Annotated in this window: 21 protein-coding genes; 10 read left to right on the plus strand and 11 right to left on the minus strand. The window is 70.0% G+C overall.

All coding sequences use genetic code 11. The features are described from left to right. The 3 genes from tap to ACFVYS_RS26665 form a co-directional block, all read right to left on the minus strand. The coding region (tap, locus tag ACFVYS_RS26655; RefSeq protein ID WP_389505918.1) for a telomere-associated protein Tap at nucleotides 1-2,132 on the minus strand (2,132 nt) is incomplete at its 3' end. Between the two features lie 138 nt (nucleotides 2,133-2,270). Further along, the gene (locus tag ACFVYS_RS26660; protein ID WP_389505920.1) at nucleotides 2,271-2,525 is read right to left on the minus strand and encodes a hypothetical protein; all 255 of its coding nucleotides are present in this window, start codon (nucleotides 2,523-2,525) and stop codon (nucleotides 2,271-2,273) included. A 23-nt stretch (nucleotides 2,526-2,548) separates the two neighbouring features. After that, nucleotides 2,549-2,863 carry a hypothetical protein gene (locus tag ACFVYS_RS26665; protein WP_389505922.1) on the minus strand — a complete coding sequence of 105 codons (315 nt, stop codon included), beginning with the start codon at nucleotides 2,861-2,863 and terminating at the stop codon, nucleotides 2,549-2,551. Nucleotides 2,864-2,907: 44 nt separating this feature from the next. Here ACFVYS_RS26665 and ACFVYS_RS26670 point away from each other — a divergent pair, with 44 nt between their 5' ends. Beyond that, nucleotides 2,908-3,315 (plus strand): hypothetical protein, encoded by a 408-nt coding sequence (locus tag ACFVYS_RS26670; RefSeq protein ID WP_389505924.1) that lies wholly within the window; start codon nucleotides 2,908-2,910, stop codon nucleotides 3,313-3,315. A 129-nt stretch (nucleotides 3,316-3,444) separates the two neighbouring features. Here the strand turns inward: ACFVYS_RS26670 and ACFVYS_RS26675 are convergent, their stop codons facing one another. Then, nucleotides 3,445-3,846 carry a DUF6009 family protein gene (locus tag ACFVYS_RS26675; RefSeq protein WP_389505926.1) on the minus strand — a complete coding sequence of 134 codons (402 nt, stop codon included), beginning with the start codon at nucleotides 3,844-3,846 and terminating at the stop codon, nucleotides 3,445-3,447. 395 nt (nucleotides 3,847-4,241) lie between these two features. Further along, a complete protein-coding gene (locus ACFVYS_RS26680) occupies nucleotides 4,242-4,622 on the minus strand; it encodes a hypothetical protein (protein WP_389505928.1) in 381 nt (126 codons plus the stop codon). Between the two features lie 143 nt (nucleotides 4,623-4,765). On the opposite strand from ACFVYS_RS26680, the gene ACFVYS_RS26685 reads away from it, so the two are divergent. The 6 genes from ACFVYS_RS26685 (at nucleotide 4,766) to ACFVYS_RS26710 (ending at nucleotide 9,983) form a co-directional block, all read left to right on the plus strand. After that, the gene (locus ACFVYS_RS26685) at nucleotides 4,766-5,671 is read left to right on the plus strand and encodes an NADP-dependent oxidoreductase (RefSeq protein WP_389505930.1); all 906 of its coding nucleotides are present in this window, start codon (nucleotides 4,766-4,768) and stop codon (nucleotides 5,669-5,671) included. A gap of 64 nt (nucleotides 5,672-5,735) precedes the next feature. Further along, a complete protein-coding gene (locus ACFVYS_RS26690) occupies nucleotides 5,736-6,797 on the plus strand; it encodes an alkene reductase (RefSeq protein WP_389505932.1) in 1,062 nt (353 codons plus the stop codon). Nucleotides 6,798-6,804: 7 nt separating this feature from the next. Further along, entirely contained in the window at nucleotides 6,805-7,284 is a 480-nt protein-coding gene (locus ACFVYS_RS26695) for a MarR family winged helix-turn-helix transcriptional regulator (RefSeq protein ID WP_389505934.1), read from the plus strand. A 530-nt stretch (nucleotides 7,285-7,814) separates the two neighbouring features. After that, nucleotides 7,815-8,723 carry an SDR family oxidoreductase gene (locus tag ACFVYS_RS26700; RefSeq protein WP_389505936.1) on the plus strand — a complete coding sequence of 303 codons (909 nt, stop codon included), beginning with the start codon at nucleotides 7,815-7,817 and terminating at the stop codon, nucleotides 8,721-8,723. A gap of 320 nt (nucleotides 8,724-9,043) precedes the next feature. Next, nucleotides 9,044-9,529 carry an alcohol dehydrogenase catalytic domain-containing protein gene (locus ACFVYS_RS26705; RefSeq protein ID WP_389505938.1) on the plus strand — a complete coding sequence of 162 codons (486 nt, stop codon included), beginning with the start codon at nucleotides 9,044-9,046 and terminating at the stop codon, nucleotides 9,527-9,529. 64 nt (nucleotides 9,530-9,593) lie between these two features. After that, nucleotides 9,594-9,983 (plus strand): hypothetical protein, encoded by a 390-nt coding sequence (locus ACFVYS_RS26710; RefSeq protein WP_389505940.1) that lies wholly within the window; start codon nucleotides 9,594-9,596, stop codon nucleotides 9,981-9,983. On the opposite strand, the gene ACFVYS_RS26715 is transcribed toward ACFVYS_RS26710, so the two are convergent. Further along, nucleotides 9,951-10,271: a hypothetical protein gene (locus ACFVYS_RS26715; RefSeq protein ID WP_389505942.1), complete on the minus strand. Its 321-nt coding sequence runs from the start codon at nucleotides 10,269-10,271 to the stop codon at nucleotides 9,951-9,953. The genes ACFVYS_RS26710 and ACFVYS_RS26715 overlap by 33 nt on opposite strands. Before the next feature lie 202 nt (nucleotides 10,272-10,473). Further along, nucleotides 10,474-11,079: a DUF6417 family protein gene (locus tag ACFVYS_RS26720; RefSeq protein ID WP_389505944.1), complete on the minus strand. Its 606-nt coding sequence runs from the start codon at nucleotides 11,077-11,079 to the stop codon at nucleotides 10,474-10,476. Nucleotides 11,080-11,521: 442 nt separating this feature from the next. On the opposite strand from ACFVYS_RS26720, the gene ACFVYS_RS26725 reads away from it, so the two are divergent. After that, the gene (locus ACFVYS_RS26725) at nucleotides 11,522-11,956 is read left to right on the plus strand and encodes an HNH endonuclease family protein (RefSeq protein WP_389505946.1); all 435 of its coding nucleotides are present in this window, start codon (nucleotides 11,522-11,524) and stop codon (nucleotides 11,954-11,956) included. A gap of 459 nt (nucleotides 11,957-12,415) precedes the next feature. Here ACFVYS_RS26725 and ACFVYS_RS26730 read toward each other — a convergent pair whose 3' ends face one another. Next, nucleotides 12,416-13,444 carry an SDR family oxidoreductase gene (locus ACFVYS_RS26730; protein WP_389505947.1) on the minus strand — a complete coding sequence of 343 codons (1,029 nt, stop codon included), beginning with the start codon at nucleotides 13,442-13,444 and terminating at the stop codon, nucleotides 12,416-12,418. A 154-nt stretch (nucleotides 13,445-13,598) separates the two neighbouring features. Here ACFVYS_RS26730 and ACFVYS_RS26735 point away from each other — a divergent pair, with 154 nt between their 5' ends. Further along, complete coding sequence (locus ACFVYS_RS26735) at nucleotides 13,599-14,666, plus strand: acyltransferase domain-containing protein (protein WP_389506105.1); 1,068 nt, start codon at nucleotides 13,599-13,601, stop codon at nucleotides 14,664-14,666. Between the two features lie 123 nt (nucleotides 14,667-14,789). On the opposite strand, the gene ACFVYS_RS26740 is transcribed toward ACFVYS_RS26735, so the two are convergent. The 3 genes from ACFVYS_RS26740 to ACFVYS_RS26750 all read right to left on the minus strand — a co-directional run bounded on the left by ACFVYS_RS26740 (nucleotide 14,790) and on the right by ACFVYS_RS26750 (nucleotide 16,223). Continuing rightward, the gene (locus ACFVYS_RS26740) at nucleotides 14,790-15,032 is read right to left on the minus strand and encodes a hypothetical protein (protein WP_389505949.1); all 243 of its coding nucleotides are present in this window, start codon (nucleotides 15,030-15,032) and stop codon (nucleotides 14,790-14,792) included. A 110-nt stretch (nucleotides 15,033-15,142) separates the two neighbouring features. Continuing rightward, on the minus strand, nucleotides 15,143-15,901 hold the full coding sequence (locus tag ACFVYS_RS26745) for an SDR family NAD(P)-dependent oxidoreductase (protein WP_389505950.1): 759 nt from the start codon (nucleotides 15,899-15,901) through the stop codon (nucleotides 15,143-15,145). A gap of 55 nt (nucleotides 15,902-15,956) precedes the next feature. Beyond that, complete coding sequence (locus ACFVYS_RS26750; protein WP_389505952.1) at nucleotides 15,957-16,223, minus strand: Atu4866 domain-containing protein; 267 nt, start codon at nucleotides 16,221-16,223, stop codon at nucleotides 15,957-15,959. A gap of 139 nt (nucleotides 16,224-16,362) precedes the next feature. Here ACFVYS_RS26750 and ACFVYS_RS26755 point away from each other — a divergent pair, with 139 nt between their 5' ends. Next, nucleotides 16,363-17,214 (plus strand): helix-turn-helix transcriptional regulator, encoded by an 852-nt coding sequence (locus ACFVYS_RS26755; RefSeq protein WP_389505954.1) that lies wholly within the window; start codon nucleotides 16,363-16,365, stop codon nucleotides 17,212-17,214. The last annotated feature ends 190 nt before the right edge of the window (nucleotides 17,215-17,404 follow it).

A 17,404-nucleotide genomic window follows, 5' to 3' on the forward strand; every position in this document is an offset into this window, starting at 1 on the left:
TACTCCCCTTCGTCCAGGACGGCGTCGCCGCCCTTGATGTGACGGGCCGGGTTGAGGCCCTGTTCCATCAGGTCGACCGCCCACAGCATCGTCTGGCCACCCTCCAGCTTCGCCAGGCCCGGCGTGGGCCCGAGGCGGAACCCGCCGGGCTGCGGCTTGCCGGACGCGGCGTAGGGAAGGAAGTCGAGCGGGCTCTCCCCCGGTGAGGGGTAGACGACGCAGTCGGACAGCACCGCGAGCGGGAACAGCCCGGTCATCTTCGCCATGTTGGAGAGCTTGCGGTGCATGTTGACCCGCGCCTTGGAGATGACGGCGGCGCGGATGTCGGGGCGCCAGGTCGGGCGCTCCAGCGCCGGCCAGCGCTCCCCCTGCTCGTAGGACTTGCCCTGGGGGCGCTCGCGCAGCTTGCCGACGCCGCCCTTCACCGTCGCCTTGATCGCGGCCAGGACGGCGGCCATCGCCGGGTCGGCCTGCTTGTGCTGCTCCATCGCTGCGAGGAACTGATGGTCGTCCAGGTCTTTGGTGACGCCGAGGTCGGCGAGGGTGTCGACGTAGGCGGTCTTGAGACGGTCGTGCCACGGGTCCAGATACGCGCCGCTCTCGCGCCGCAGGTACGCCTCGAGGGGGTGCACGTTGTAACCGAGTTCCTGGGCGTAGGCGACGCTGTGTGTCTGGTACCAGGCCGGCTCCGTCGGGCGGTTGCCGTCCGGGGTGAACGGGCTGGGCAGGCGCGGGTCCAGTTCAATGTGCGAGAGGTCGACCAGCCAGGAACCGGGGATCTTCGGATTGAAGGCGGGGGCGTGGAAGTGGTCGGGGGCGGACAGGCCGACGACCAGGCGGGCCGCGGCCGCGAGGAATGCGGTGTTCAGGTCCAGGCCGACCGCGAGCGGCAGCGTGCACTCCTCGTCGCTGAGCAGGTCGACGTCGCGCACCCACTGGTAGGCCTCCTCGTTCAGGAAGCCGCCCGTCCAGCCGGAGTTCACGACGACCGGGTGCTCCGCGGTGGCCTCGGGCGGCGCCGGGTCCACCGGATCCGTCCCCAGCGAGCCCGGATTGTGGCCGGACACCCAGTTCCCGGTCGCCCGGTCCTGCACAGCCCGCGTCGGCGGGCGCAGCGCCGTCATCAGCTCGAGCCCGGAGACGGCCGTGGATCCCCGCGGGGTGATGACCCGCTGGGCGTACACCCCGAGCACGCGGGCGATGTCGGCCGGCTCCATGTCCGCAACACCGGGCCAGGACCTCTCGTCCAAGGCGTCCCAGGACAGCACCGCCAGCTGCACGCACTGCCGATCGCGGCCCTGGGCCTTGCGGTAGATCCGCGCCCAGGGGCCGAAACCGCGCTGGGTGAGCTGCCACTTCGCCTTCGCCACCTGCTTGACGACGGGGTGGTCGGCGGGCAGGCGCAGGGAGCGGCGCTGCTCGTGGCCCTCCAGGCGCTCAGGGAGCCCGAGTTCCACGGCCGCCGCGGCGGTGAGCACGATCAGCGGGTCGGAGTCCTTGCCATTGCGGTGCAGCTTCGCCGCACCGAGGCCGGACTCCTTCAGCGTCCACTCCACCAGCTCCGGGACCGTGCGCGCGGGACAGTCGAGCACGATGCCGTCGACTCCGTAGACGGAGCCGTCGCCGTCCAGCACGGCGAGCGGACCGTGCGGGAACCGCGGGTCCAGGGCGGGTCCGGCGGTCCTCTTCGGGGCCGGGCGACGCGACGATGTCGCAGGGCGGGCGGCCGGACTCTCCGGCGCGACCGGCATAGGGGACACCTCCACCTGCGCGGTGGTCTCCGTCGCGGGCGCCGCAGGTGCGGTCGGGCTGGTGGACGTCTTGAGAGCCGTCTCTGAGTGGGGATCGGCAGCCGGGGCGGGTGCGGGAGCGGTGCCGTGCGCGGGGTTCTTCGCCGCCCAGCCGTCCAGCAGCCGCCGATACGCCGACAGACGCGGCTCCTTCGGCTCGCTCCGGCCGTTCTCCCAGTTCTTGATGCTCTGCGTCGACGTCTTCATCGCGGCCGCCAGGCGGGCCTGCGTGATGCCCGCGGCCTCACGCAGCCGCGCACGCTCCGCAGGAGGCGGAAGCTGCGGCTCCTCCTCGAGCAGCGCGTCCACCGACGCGAACAACTCTTCCTCACTGGTTGCCATACACGCCTCCTCCACCTGAACCCTAGCAGTATTTAACCCGATCATTTAACCTATCTACTTATCCCGCTCGGATGCGGCCGACTGTCTGCTCTTCTGTTTCGTCCCTCTGTCGCGCCCGGTGTCCGTCCCAGGAATGTGTCAGCAGGCCTCGTCTTTGACCGGCCGGGTCGGCGGACTGAGCGCCGTCATCAGCTCCAGTCCGGTCGCTGCGGTGGAGCCGCGCGGAGTGAAGCCCCGAGACGCGAACACTCCCAGGACACGGGCCAGATCGGCCGGCTGCAGGCTCGCCACGTCGCCCCAGGCGCGGGTGTCCAGGGCATCCCACGGCGGGACCGCCAGTTGCACGCACTGCCGTCGGCCCGCCTCGGCCGGACGGTAGATCCCCGCTTGCACGGGCGCTGGACAGGCCGCACCAGTCAGCGGCTGCGCAGTTCCTCGGACCAGTTCCGGAGCTGGTCTTCGAGGATGAGGTTGTCGCCGCGGGCCACCGTCTGGAGCAGCTGCGCGCACACGGTCGCTTCAGCGGCGAGGCCGGCCGGGCTGCCCAGGACGGGGAAGGCGTCGCGAACGCGGGCGGCGACGTCCTCCTGGAACAGCGTGTAGGCGTAGAGCGTGGCGGCGTCGCAGCCCTCCGGAGCTCGCCCCCAACCCTCCCAGTCCAGAAGCCGCAGGGGCGCCGCGGTGAGGTTTGCCCAGTGCAGGTCGGAGTGGGCGGCGGTCCAGCGGGCCACGGCCCAGGGCCGGGATGCCCACGGATTCGGGGATCGCCCGGTCCATGTACTGCTGGCGTACGGCGACGCGGTCGGGCAGCCGCACGGTGGCGCTGCTTCAAGTTGTCACTCTGTGGCTGGCGATTCTGGGCGCCGGCTACGGTGCCGTGCTGCAGGCAAAGCTGTACAGCTTGGGCGGCGCGATAGGGGCTGCGGTCGGTCTGGTTGCAGCTGACCGTAAGGCCGCTCGCGTCAGAGCGTCGGCAGGACTGGCGGCTGACGCCGTCGCCGAAGTTGAGGCACGTCTAGCTGACGCCACTGGTGTCCAGGCGCTACGCCTGTATCGGCGCGAACGCGAAAGCAATCCGCCCTCTCGACGTTTCCTGGGCCTCGATCTTGGGCGCTGGGTGGTGCATGTGAGCCTCGCGACTTGCCTTGCAGGGGCCATCTACACCTGGGTGGGGCTGGCCTGACAGGAGTACCGGGGATTTGGGCGAGGGCAGTCAGCATCGGCCGTAGGGCACAAGAAGAATTCCCCCTTACGTGCCGACCACCGCGATGAGGCTGGTCAGGACTTGGGGCATGGCGGTCGGGGCCGGGCGTTACAACGGGAGCTGTATGCCGAGCTCCTGCATGGCGAGAGAAGGCGGGCCCCCTTCTGAGCGTTCGGTCTTGTAGCCCTTGACGCGGGGTTCGAGGGTGCGCGGGTCGACGGCTTCGGCAGGGGCGCTCTTTGCGTACAGGCCGTCGGGCTCGGTGTCGCGGTCATGGGGCAGGACCCAGAAGACGCGGCGACGGAACGTGCCAGAGGCGCGGGAGGCTTTGGCGTCGGGGCCGAGGACGGCGTAGCCGACCATGCGGCCGTCGCGGTGGTAGGCGGGCTTGCCCTTGCGGGTGGGCAGCCGGTCCAGGCTCTGGCGCACGTAGTCGAGCTGGGCAACGTCTTCCAGCCATACGAGGTCGACTTCGTGGCTGGTCTCGTCCGCATCGATCAGGGAACTCATGCGCTGGCTTCCCTCTCTTCGTCCGAACTCGGTCCAACCCGATCGGCCGGCCCGTCCGGCCGGCTTGGTCGGTCTGCCGGTAGGCCGCCATCGCCCCTTCCACGTCGCCGGCCTCCTCCAGCAACCGCGCGAGCTGCCGAACTGCGCACCCCGAGTCGTCAGTCGCCGCCATTGCCCGGAGCTCGTCGAGCCGGCCGTCCCGTGCCAGGACCGCGGCCAGTTGCTCACGGTTGTTGAGCAGGCTGGTGCTGCTGGCGCGCAGCAGGGCGATCGCCTCGTCGGTACGGCCCTGGCGCTCGCGGATCGTGGCCAGGAATCGCTGCCTGTTGAGCCCACCCCTATCAGGGCAGTTGCACGTTCCGGGATCGCGTAGATCGTCGGCGCCCTGACGCCATCTACAGCGTCCATCCCGGCGTCATCGTCAGACCGCCGAGAAGGGCCACGGACTTCAGCTGTTCCTGCTGGTGGATCTCCATGACATCGCCCTGCTGGAGGTCCGCATTGCCCGGCGGGCGGACTCGGCGCGCGTCTAGGCCGGCGGCCTGCAGCAGGCGGGTCAGTACGGGAGCGGAGGTCTCCACGGTCGCCACGGCGTACGCGCCGATCGTCCACGTCACAGGCCGCCGGATGCAGCGCGGGCAGTTCACCCAGGGCGCCCGCAGCGGGTCGCGTGCCGTGCCCCGTCCCAGGCTGGTGGCGTTGATGTTGCGGTCCTCCCGGCTGGCTGCGATTCCTGTCCGTTGCAGGGCGTTGGCGGTGTTTCCGTGGTCGGCCACGCAAGAGGTCGACGCACCAGAAGCGAGCCGAGGTGGCCACCTTCACCCTTGCGTCCGCAAATACTTGGCTAGCCACACGATTGCTGCTACGTTAGTCCATGTGGCCAGCCACACTTTTGGTTGCCAAAGGGAATGGAGTCATCGTGAAAGCCATCGTTTTCGATCAGTTTGGTGGCACGGACGTGCTGCACGAGGCGGACATCGAGGTTCCGCAACCCGGTCCCGGGCAGATCCGCGTCCGCGTCAAGGCGGCCGGGCTGAACGCGCTGGACGGCAAGATCCGCGTCGGGATGATGGAGGCCGTCCGCCCGACGACTTTCCCCTCCGTCCCCGGTGCCGAGCTCGCCGGCGTGGTGGACGCCCTCGGCGAGGGCGTGCAGGACGCGCAGGTCGGCGATGAGGTGCTGGGCTGGTCGGACACCGGCTCGTACGCCGAGTACGCGCTGGCCACCACCGTGGCCCTCAAGCCCGCCGGCCTCGACTGGCAGCACGCGGTCGCGCTGCCGGTGGCGAGCGAGACGGCCGAGCGGGTCCTGAACCTGCTCGGCGTCACCGCCGGGGAGACCGTGCTGATGCACGGCGCGGCCGGAGCGGTCGGCACCCTGGCGGTCCAGCTCGCCACGGCCCGCGGAGCACGCGTCATCGCCACCGCCGGCCCCGCCAACCAGGACTACCTCACCTCGCTCGGCGCCACCGCGACCCTCTACGGCGATGGCCTGGTCGAACGGGTCCGGGCGCTCGCCCCCGACGGCGTGGACGCGGTGTTCGACCTGGCCGGGAAGGGAGCCCTGGAGGACTCCATCACCCTGCGCGGCGGCACCGAGCGCATCGTCACCATCGCCGACTTCCGCGCGCACCAGCTCGGCATCACCTTCTCCAGCGGTGGCCAGGAACGCTCGGCCGCCCGCCTCGCCGCGCTGGCCCAGGACGCCGCGACCGGCAAGCTCGTCACCACCGTCACCGCCTACCCGCTCGCCCAGGCCGCCACCGCCCAGCAGGTCAGCGACGCCGGGCACGGCCGGGGCAAGCTCGTCCTCACCCTCGACTGATCACGCCCGCCCTTCCCTCTTGTTCCGATCATCACCTGGCCATCACCGCACCGAAGGACCACTCATGCTGAACGCCCTCTGGACGCCGACCACCGTCGGCGACATCTCCCTCCCGCACCGCCTGGTCATGGCCCCCATGACCCGTGACCGCTCTACGCCTGAAGGCATACCGACCGAGCTCAACGCCGAGTACTACGCCCAGCGGGCCTCGCACGCGCTCATCATCACCGAGGGCACCCAGCCCAACGCCGACGGCCAGGGCTACCTCCTCACCCCCGGCATCCACGATGACGAGCAGATCGCCGGGTGGCGCAAGGTCACCGACGCCGTGCACGCGGCCGACGGCCGGATCGTCATCCAGCTGATGCACACCGGACGCATCTCCCACCCCGACAACACCCCTCACGGCCGTCAGCCGGTCGCCCCATCGGCGATCCAGCCGCAGGGCACGATGTTCACCGCGTCCGGGCCCCAGGAGATGCCGACGCCCCGTGCGCTGTCGACGCAGGAGGTCGTGGCGACCGTCGACGACTTCCGCCGCGCCGCAGCGGCCGCCGTCGCTGCAGGCGCCGACGGCGTGGAGATCCACGGCGCCAACGGCTACCTGGTGCACCAGTTCCTGTCCGACAACACCAACCAGCGCACCGACCGCTACGGCGGCTCCCTCGACAACCGCATCCGCTTCGCCGTCGAGGTCGCCGCTGCCGTGGCCGACGAGATCGGCGCCGACCGCACCGGCCTGCGCATCTCCCCCGGCAACCCCTACAACGACATCGCCGAGTCCGACACCGCCGAGCTGTATCCGGCGCTCCTGCGAACCCTCAGCCCGCTCGGCCTCGCCTACCTCCACATCCTCCACGCGGGCGACGAGGAGCTGCTGAGCACCCTGCGCGCGCTGTGGCCGACCACGCTGATCCTCAACCGGGCCGGCACCGACCTGCCCACCCGCGCCAAGGACGTCGACAACGGCACGGCCGACCTCGTCTCCGTCGGCGCCCTCGCGCTCGCCAACCCGGACCTGGTCGAGCGGCTACGCTCTGACGCGCCGCTGAACACCCCCGACCCGGCGACCTTCTACGGCGGCGGAGTGGCCGGCTACACCGACTACCCCACCCACACCGTCTGAGGAACCGATGCCCGCCTCCACACACCGCGCCCCCTCCACGGCCGGCGAGGGGCCGATGAGCTACGCGATCTTCCAGCTCGCCCGCGCTCACCGCGCCCGGGCCAGCGCCATGCTCCGCGAGATGGACCTGCATCCCGGACAGGAACTGCTGCTGATGCAACTCCTCGACCGGGACGGCCAGACCCAGTCCGAACTGCTCGAAAGCGTCGGGCTGGACCACTCCACCGTCTCCAAGTCCCTGCGCCGCATGCAGGACGCCGGCCTGCTCGTGCGCGAGCCGGCCGAACACGACCGGCGCGTCATGGTCGTCCACCTCACCGACAAGGGCCGTGCCATGCGCGAGCCCATCGCTGCCATGTGGCGGGCCCTGGAGGAGATCTCCGCGCGGGACCTGTCGGCGCAGCAGGCAGAGTCCTTCGTCCGCACTGCTTACGCCATCACCGACGCGATCAACAGCAGCGCCCTGCCGCAGGAAGAGTCTGAGTAACTCCCCTCGGCTTGCACCGCGGTTCCGGCCTGGAGTGCACATCGCTTCCGGCGTTCCTGTGGACTGGACAGTGCTACAGCGCACTCAGCCGCACGAAGGCCCGTGCTGAACGGAGCTAGGCGCCGCGATTGTCGGAAAAGCCCGGCGAGCCGAGCCGGCAGATGCGCCCCGCCCACCCTGGTACGTCAGGGAGAGCGGGCTGAGTGGGGCCCAAGCGTCCGGGGCAAGCGCGACCTGTCCCGGTGCAGGCAGGCCGTACTCGTCCGGGGAAAAGGCAAGACCTCTCCCACGGGGATGTCGAGCCCTTCCCCGCGGCCGGCCAGGCTGCACATCGAGGACGGCCGCATCACCCGCATCCCGTTCACCGTCGCCTCCCGCAAGTTCCTACAGCCCGGCGGTGACCCGCGCCGCGAATCCGCCCACTACAGGCCCGCCCTGAGTAACCCGGGCCGACGGCACCCACGTACGCGCCACCCCTGCCCCGCCCACCCCATCCCCCCACCACTGACCTGATGGAAAGTGAGACCCCCATGACCACCACCCTCCCCGTCCTCGTCGTCGGCGCGACCGGTTCCCTCGGCGGCAAGGTCGTCGACGAACTGCTGGGGCGCGGTAAGAACGTCCGCGCCCTGGTCCGGCCGACCACCGACGCGAGCAGGCTCGAAAAGCGGGGTGTCGAGATCGCCCGCGGCGACATGCTCGACCTCGACTCGCTCGTCGCCGCCATGAACGGCGCCGATGCCGTCATCACCACTGCTGCCGACTACACCCGCGGCGGCAAGAACGCGAACGACATCGACACCGTCGGCAACACCAACCTCGCCGAAGCCGCCCACCGCACCGGCATCCGGCGGTTCGTCCTGACCAGCATCCTCACCAGCGACCAGACGCCCCAGGTCCCGCACTTCTGGCACAAGAAGATCGCCGAGGACAAGCTCGAACAGCTCGGCGTCCCGTTCGTCGCACTGCGCCCGGGGGCATTCCTCGACCAGATCGCGACCATGGCGGGCGACCCGATCGACAAGGGCCGCCTGATCTGGATGGCCAAGGCCAACGTCCCGCTGACCTTCGTCCACACCTCCGACCTCGCGGCATACCTGGCGGCCGCCGTCGACGCTGAGGCCGCCAACAGTGAGCGCATCGACATCGGCTGGGACCGTCCGGTCAGCATGCGCGAGATGGCAGATCTGATGGGCGGCCGGGCCGGAAAGAAGATCAAGGTGTGGGCCGTCCCCTCCGTCGTCGTCCGCGCCGCAGGAGCCGTCGTCGGCCGCTTCAACCCGGTGGTCAAGGACATGGCCGCGATGTTCGGCTGGTTCGACACAGGCCGTTACGTCGCCGATCCCCGCCGCCAGGAGCAGCTGTTCGGCCCCGTACCCACGGCTGAGGAGGCCCTCGCCCGGTACACCGACGAGCTGACCAAGGCACGGCACCGCTGACCGGCTCGCGTCCCATCCCTCGCCGCCCGGCGGCCTGACCAGGGCGCCTGGGGCCTGTCCCTCCTAGTCGAACCACTCCACACCCGCTCCGGCCGAGCCGAACGGGCAACGGGGCGCATGCTCAGGGCTTCCCCAGCAGGGATGAGGGGGCCCGAAGCGCTGCGATGACGGGGCTTCACCGGGTGTCCCCCATTGACAACCAGATGTCCGCAACTGATGGAGCGATTCGCCGGATTTCGGCAGAGGATCGAGAGGTACCGCGGCGAGAAGCCACAGCGGGGCCACCCCGCAGAACCCTCCCCGACAGGTAAGGAACTGGCATGGAAAGGCGTGCAGCGTCCGCAGGCGCCGCCTCTGCGACGATGCGTGCGGTCGTCGTCACTCAGCCCGGCGGCCCGGATGCCCTTCAGGTCACCACGGTGCCGATGCCCGAGCCGCAGCCCGGATGGGTGCGCACCAAGGTGAAGGCGTTCGGCGTCAACGAGTCCGAGGTCACCACCCGAAAGGGCGAGTCAGACCCGGAGGTCACCTACCCGCGGATCCCCGGCATCGAGGCGTCGGTATGGTCGATCAGGCCGACGAGGACAGCGGGCTGCGCCCGGGGGCAGCAGGTGGCGACCATGATGGGCGGCATGGGCCGGTCCTTCGACGGCTCATACGCCCAGTACGTGACCGTCCCCGCGGGGCAGGTCATCCCGTTCGAGACCGCTCTGCCGTGGGTGGCCGCGCGCTGCCGGAGATGTTCCAGACCGCCTACGGCTCCCTCGCCACGGGCCTCGGTCTCCAGGCGGGGCAGACGCTGCTGATCCGCGGGGGCACCTCCACGTCGGGCTGAGCGCGGCCACGATCGCGAAGGACCTCGGAGCCACATTGCTGTCCACCACCCGCAGCCTGGAGAGGGCCGAGGAACTGCGGGCCGCAGGCGTCGACCACCCCCTCGCCGACCAGGTGCGCGAGCTGATGCCGGGCGGCGTCGACGCCGCCCTGGAACTGGTGGGCTGCTCGGTCCTTGCCGACACCTTCCGCACCGTCCGCCGCCACGGCACCGTCTGCTTCAAGGCACCGGCCAGATCGAACTCGACGTCCAGTTCCTGCCCGACGTCGACATCCTCTGCCCCGACTGCGAAGGCTCCCGCTACGCTCCTGAGGCCGACGCCATCCGCCGCGTGCCGCGCGAAGGCGAGGCGGTCGACGGGCTGCCCCTGCCGCAACTGCTGGCGTGCACCGTCACCCAGGCCATCGAGCACACCGGCGACCTGAACAAGGTCCGCTCCCCGCCTGCAGACTCTCGTCGACCTGGGCCTGGGCTACCTCACTCTCGGCGAGGCCACTCCCGCCCTGTCCGGCGGCGAGGCTCGGCGCCTCAAACTCGACACCGAACTCGACCGCGACCAGCACGACGCCCTGTTCGTCCTGGACGAACCCAGCGTCAGACTGCACCCGCTCGACGTCCGCGTCCTCCTGGGCGTACTGCAGCGGCTGGTCGACCACGGGGCCACCGTCGTCTTCATCGAGCACGACCTCGACATGATCGCCAACGCCGATCACGTGATCGACCTCGGCCCCGGCGGTGATGATGAGTTATCGGATGCCTTCCGGCAGCGGTCAGTCGCAGGACCAGTCCCCACGCCCCGGGCGGATCGCGGAGTGTCTGGCCGGGCGCCGAGCCGTCGGGCATCGGCCAGCGCGAGAACCTGGAGGAGCCGGGTCGCCGCCGACACGCCTCGAGCCCGCGCCGCACCCGTCACCTTCACGAGATGGCAGCCGGACTGTCCTTGCCCGGGGAGTAGAGGACTCCGTAGTCACGGCCGAAGCGGTTGGCCTCCGCCGCGGACCCGGTCAGCCGATGCAGCCAGAATCCGTATGCCGCCGACTCCATCTGCTCCTGCGTCAGATGCAGTTGCCAACGCCTCGTCCCCCGGTCGTACACGGCCGTACGGACTTGCTCGACAAGGCCTGTCGCGGGTGGTGACTTCAGCTCGCCGGCTAGGCCGACGAACACCCGCAGTGCTGTCATCTGCGAGGGCGCCAGCTCCACCAACCGCTCCCCCGGTCCCGGCCCCAGGGACATCGGAGCAGGCCGGACCCCGGCGTAGGCGAGCAGGTCGTGCCCGGTCGCCGACAAGCGGACCGCCCAGCGCACCGGACGGCCCTCCCACGCCGACAGCTCCGCCCGCGTCTCCCGGTCGGCGGTCTCCACCAGCCCCTCCCCCGCCAGAGAGCGTGCGCGTCGCTGGAACGACGGCGCCGCAGCATCCAGCACCCAGCCCTGTTCGGCCTTCTCTTGGTACGCCCACACCGCCCGGAGCGCCTCGAGCGTCCTGTCTCCCTGCACCTCGCCACCCCATACCGTCATCGACAGCGGCCGTACGGCCGACACGAGCGTGTCGCACCATCCGAAGTGCTCGAGGTGTTCGCTGTCGATCTCATGCGATCGTGTGACTTGCCCACCGCGCGGGTGAATCCTGGGCCGAACCCCCGCTACGACGCCGACATGGCCACTATGAAGATCACCAACCGTTTGTGATCTTCGAGAGGACCTGTCTCCGTGCGTCACCCCCGCACTGCCAGCGTGATGGCCGCCGCGCTGTCCGTGCTCGCCGCCCTGTTCGCCCCCACCGCTCACGCTGTCTCTCCCGCTCCGGCATACCCCGGGTGACACCGTCGCTCTCCCCGTCCGCGATGCCCTGGCCGCGCTCACCGTTCAGGACGAGAACCGCACCGGCTACGAACGCATCAAGTTCCGGCATTGGATCGACGCTGACCGTGACGGCTGTAGCACGCGCAACGAGGTCCTCTTGGAGGAAGCCGTCACGCCGCCGGACCAAGGGGCAAACTGCACGCTGAGCGGCGGCTCCTGGTACTCAAGCTACGACGACACCTCCTTCATCCAAGCCCGCGCCCTCGACATCGACCACCTCGTCCCGCTCGCCGAATCATGGGACTCCGGCGCCTCCGGATGGACGCCGGCCGAACGGCAGGCCTACGCCAACGACCTCGACGACCCCCGCGCCCTCATCGCCGTCTCCGCCAGCAGCAACCGATCCAAGGCCGACCAGGACCCGGTCACCTGGCAGCCGCCCGCAGAGGGCTACCGCTGCACGTACGCCACCGACTGGATCGCCGTGAAAATCCGCTGGGGGCTTGCCGTAGACCCTGCCGAACAGGCCGTGCTCACCGAAGTCCTCGATGGCTGCCCGGACACGGTCATCGAGGTCGTCCGAGCCCGCTGACTTCAGCAGACCGCTACCGCAGGGCCGGAGAGCTGGAGCGCGGCGGCCGCGGACGACGCTCTGGATGCGATCGACACCCTCGCCGGGGCGCTGTCCGCCCTCGGGCCGGACGTCGCGGCGGCCCTCGCGCCGGTGGCGGCCGCCACCGCCAATGCACGCCAGCCACTCGGACTTGGCGACGACGAAGGCACGGCGGCCACGTTGGAAATGCCGGGCCAGCGGCGTTCCGCACAGCGTTCCCGGCGGCGGGGACTGGGGCCCGGGTTCAAGGGGATCCGTATGGATGGCTGACCAGAAGCGCTCAAGGTCGTGGGTCGCGTGCATGGGTGCAGCCGGACAAGAGGGTTCGGGTGTGCGTTGGCGGCAGCCGCCAACGCGTCGGCGAGGACGGCCGACCCGCCGGAACGGCCTGATCCGGCCCGGCGCTCACCGACACCCCCCGGCGTGGGCGTTGGGCGCTCAGCCCACCTTGCGCCCGCGCATCGGCTCGGTGGCCTCGCCCTCACCAGCCCGCAGGCCCAGGAGGAACTCCTCCAGCACCTCCGGCGCCGTGTGCTGGGGATGCCAGCCCAGCTCGATGTGGGCACGCGTGCAGTCCATCAGAGGGAGCCTGAGGACGGCGTCGAAGAGGTGTGGGGAGGCCGGGAGGAGGCGCAGACCCCAGGCGGCGGCGATCGCCGAGCGGGCCGCCGTCCGGGGCAGGCGCACCGGGCGGGCGTCGAACATCTCGCCGAGCAGCTCCGCGTCGAGGGCCGGCTCGGCGGCCAGGTTGAAGGGGCCGCGCACCTCGGTACGCAGTGCGAGCCGGTACGCCTCGGCCGCGTCGTCGGTGTGCAGTGCCTGGACGCGCAGTCCCGGAATGTCGGGCAGGAACGGCAGCAGTTCGGGGCGGGCGACCGGGCCGGGCAGGAACCGGCCGCCGAAGATGCGTCGCTGCTCGCTCGCCGACTGCCGCTTGAACAGGAACGCCGGCCGCATCCGCACCACCCGGATCCCGGGATGGTCGCGCTCGAAGGTGTCCAGGGTCCGCTCGAGGTAGGCCTTCTCCCGGCAGTAGGCGGCGTCCGGCCAGCCGTGCGTGGGCCAGGACTCGTCCACCGCGTGGTCCTTCGGCCCCGGCGAGTACGCGCCCACCGAGGACGCGTGCACGAGGACGGGCACCCGCGCGGCGGCCACGGCCTCGAAGACCCGGATGCTGCCCAGGACGTTCGTACGCCAGGTCGCCGCCGGATCGTGTGTGGGCTGGAACGCCCAGGCCAGGTGCACGACCGCGTCCGCGTCGACGAAAGCCGCGGCGAGATCAGTCCGGTCCGAGGCCAGGTCGACGGCCGTCCACTCGGTCTTGCGCGGCGACCAGTCCGGGATCCGCCGGGCCAGACCCCGTACCGAGGCCACGTCCGGGTCCTCCGACAGAAGCCGCACCACGCTCGTGCCGACATTTCCGGTGGCCCCCGTGACGACGACCTTGCTGCCCGTTGCGCTGCTCACCGTCGGCTCCTCTCGCTGGTCCTCGCAGGGACCGGCCGAGTACCCGGCGCCGCCGGGCGCACGCGGGGCCCTCCCGGTGCGCCGGCCTGCGCGGCGAGGAGCTGTCCGGTCGATCATGTGACTTGGAGCGTCACGATCTATGATTATCGTCGTGATGACGATAAAAGGCAGTGTGAACGCGCCCGAGGTCCGGGCGGCGCTGGGTCTGGGCGGGGAACACCGTGAGTGGACGGAGGCGCTGGAGCGCACCCCCGTCGGCGCCGCTGGGGCCGAAATCCCCACAGGGCAGCAACTGGCCTTCCTGCTGGCGCAGTTGAAGGTGCCGGCCGAGGACCAGGCGGAGGTGGCCGAGGCAGCGGAGAAGGCCGCCGAGCCCGGCACGCCCTGGTTCTGGCTCCTGGGGCGCACGGTCGCGGCTCTGCGCGCCGGGATGGGCCTGGACACCCCCATGCCGCCGCGCCCCGTCCTCACCGACCACGGCCCGACCGGCCGATGGCTCACGGTGCTGGCCTGCCTTGCCGTTGTATCGGATGTCCGCGCCCTGCACGCGACGATGGAGGTGCCGGACGAGGTCTCGTGGGCGAGCCTGGGGATCCTCGGAGAGAAGGTGGCCGTGCGGCGAAGGACGCTGGAGGCGGCGGGAGCTGAGGTCGAGCCTGCCTTCCCGTTCGACGACTACGTCCTGCCGGTGTTCCAGGGCCGCCGCTACCGCCTCGACGGCCTCGACTGCCGAGCGTCGAACGTCTCTATCGAGGTAAGGCTGCCCTACGGCACCGAGCCGTTCGCGATTCCCGCCGACAGGGCCTGGGCTCACGAGATCCACCACTTCTTCTGCCGCCTCCCGCGGCGGTACGCGGACGGGGTTCGCTTCGGTTACGACGCCATCCCCTGCTACGTCGGCAGCTGGGTCAACGACCCTGCTGTGGCAGATTTCTTCCCCGAGGACCACGAGATCCGCCGCTTCACCAGCAAGTACCAGTACATCAACCACAACGGCCCCGGCCCGGCAGACAAGACGGGCCTCACTCCGGGCGACCGGGACGCACTGGAACACGCCTTTGGGCAGTCGCCTGCGGATCGCCCGACCGCCCTCTGCCTGACCCCCACCACTCCCGTGCAGCGAGCAGTCCTGGAACACCTGAAAGCCGGCAATCACTGGGCTTTGAACTACAGCGGGCAAGCCATCTGGGACTACTCGCCCTCTCCCCGCAGGACGACATGAACTGAGCGACAGTCGGGGCGGAGCTCACCGACCGCGCAGGACGCAGTGTCAGCGGCTCTCCTCTTCGGTCTCCTGGTGACCATTGGCGGGGCGCCCTGCCCAGGCCCGCCACTGGCGGGCGACTCAGGCGCTCCGGGTTAGCCGTGCGCTCGTCTTCTTCGCCGCACTCTTCTTGGCCAGCTGCTTCTTCGCGGCCGTCTTGCTGAAGGCTGTCTTTTCCTTCGGCTGGGGCAGCTCGTGGACGTCGGCGTCCTCGCCGCGGGATGCCTTCGCCTTGGACACGGACTCCTCGCGCGCGGCCCCGGTGACGAGGGCGACCTTTCCGGCGAACTCGGCGGCTTCGGTGGACGGAGTTGCAGGTGTCATGGTGCGTTCCTTGGAGGAGCTGATTACATGCGCGGTGGAAGCCGTTGACGCGCAGTCGGGGGCGTCGCCTTCACGGCGAGCCGTTGTGGATGTCACACGGGTCCGCCTGCTCAGTGCGCGGTGAGGCCGCCGTCGATCACAAGCTCCGAGCCGGTGACGAACGAGGAGTCGTCGCAGGCGAGGAAGAGGATTGCGGGGGCGATCTCGTCGGCGCGGCCGGCTCGGCGCATAGGGGTGCGTTGGATGTCCGGCTGCTGGTCGCCCTGGTCGTCCAGGAGTTCCTGGATCATCGGAGTGGCTATCACTCCGGGATGGACGGAGTTGACGCGCACTCCCTGCTGCGCGTACTCGACCGCAGCGGTCTTGCTCAACAGGCGCACCGCGCCCTTGGATGCCTGGTAAGCCGCGGCGGCGCCGCTTCCCACGAGCCCGAGGACCGACGACGTATTGATCACCGATGCGTTGCCGCTCGCGCGCAGGAGCGGCATCGCCGCCTTCATGCCGAGCCATGTGCCTTTCTGGTTCACGTCGATGACGCGGTCCCAGGCCTCCTCCCGCGTGTCCTCGATACCCGGCCAGTCCACGATGCCGGCGAGGTTCACGAGCACGTCGAGCGTTTTGAACCGGTCGCGTACGACGGTGACCACATCATCCCACTGCCGCGCCGAGGAGACGTCGAGGCGGATGGAGACGACCTCGGTGCCACCTGCCTCGATCCGGTGGGCCAGGTCCCGCAGGGGGCCTTCGGCGATATCGGTGATCACTATCCGGGCGCCTTCTCGGGCGAAGAGTTCGGCGGTTGCTGTGCCGAGGCCGCCGGTCGCGCCGGTGATCAGCGCGACTTTGCCGTCAAGCCGTTGTCCTGTCATGAAAATGGTCCTTGATACTTGTTGACGCTGACTGGGTGTCTCGGCGCGGACTCTGTCAAGGCGACTTCTGCTCCCGGTAAAGCACGAGGTGCTCGTGGTAGAGCACTCCGTCCCGGATGTCGCCCGTCGCGGTGAACCCGGTGTCGTCGATGTAGTGCAGGTGGCTGCCGGTCACCGTGTACCGGCCCGTGTACGCGTTGCGCCGCTCGCCGCGGGCTTCGTCGTAGCGGCCGTCCGGCAGCAACTGTTGACGGATATGTCCGTCTGCGGTCACCCACATCCCGACAACGTCGGCGTTGTCGTCTCCAGCGGTCCTGGCCATGGCGGCTCCTCTCCTCGGTTGGTGCGGTTCTGTCCTGCTCCACCGAGTCTGGGCAGGTCAGCGGCCATCAACCAGGACGCGTGCTGCCTGGGTGCGGCACACCCAGGCAGCCCACCGGTCCGCCGCCTAGCCTGAACACATGGGCGACAACCACCTGGGAGACTTTCTGTACGCACGCCGCGCCGGCCTGCGGCCGGAGGATGTCGGCATGGCGAGCTACGGGGCCCGCAGAGTCCCCGGACTGCGTCGCGAGGAGGTCGCCGTCCTGGCCGGAGTGAACGCCGACTACTACACCCGCCTGGAACAAGGGCGCGAGCGCCACCCTTCCCCCCAGGTACTCGAAGCGCTCACCAGCGCGCTGCGCCTCGACGCGGATGCCCGTGCGCACCTGTACCGGATGGCCGGGGCCACACCGAGCGACCGGCCTGCCGTACACGCCGCCGAGCGGGTCAGTCCCGCGCTCCGCCAGTTGATGGACGGCTACCCGAACACTCCAGCGTTCGTCATGAGCCGGACCCTGGACCTCCTCGCCGCCAATGTACTGGCCGATGCCCTCTATGCCCCGTTCGAACCGGCGGACAACCTGGCCCGCATGACCTTCATCGACCCCGCGAGTCGTAATTTCTACTCGGACTGGGGTCAGGCGGCCCAGGCGACCGTGGCCAATCTGCGCCAGGCGGCCGGCTTCGACCCGGACAACCCACGGCTCCGCGAACTCGTCAGCACTCTTACCGAGCACAGTGCGGACTTCGCCCGCCTCTGGAACTCCCATACCGTGCGCGGCAAGACTCAGGACGCCAAGCAATTCCTGCACCCGGAGGTCGGCCCCCTCACCCTCACCTACCAGGCTTTCGACGTACGCGACGCGCCCGGCCAGCAGCTCGTCATTTACCACGCCGAACCAGGCAGCCCCAGCGCCCAGGCCCTCAATCTCCTCGGCTCCATCCACGCCACCCGGCGCGAGGCCCAACCCTGGCCTCACCACTACTGAGCCGACGCACACGGAGATCGGCGGCAATGATGCCTCAACCATTGTCACCCTGGCGTGGCTGAGGTCGCAGACAAGAGTCCGGGGCCGATGCGGTCTCTCGAATTTCAGCCTGAGGAAATGACACACCTCTGAGACGGCAGCCAAGCGACGCAGCCTGAGACAGCGATAAGAACCCCAGGCCACAGCGTCG

The organism is Streptomyces sp. NPDC058295, assembly GCF_042880655.1.
Classification (GTDB): Bacteria; Actinomycetota; Actinomycetes; order Streptomycetales; family Streptomycetaceae; genus Streptomyces; species Streptomyces coriariae.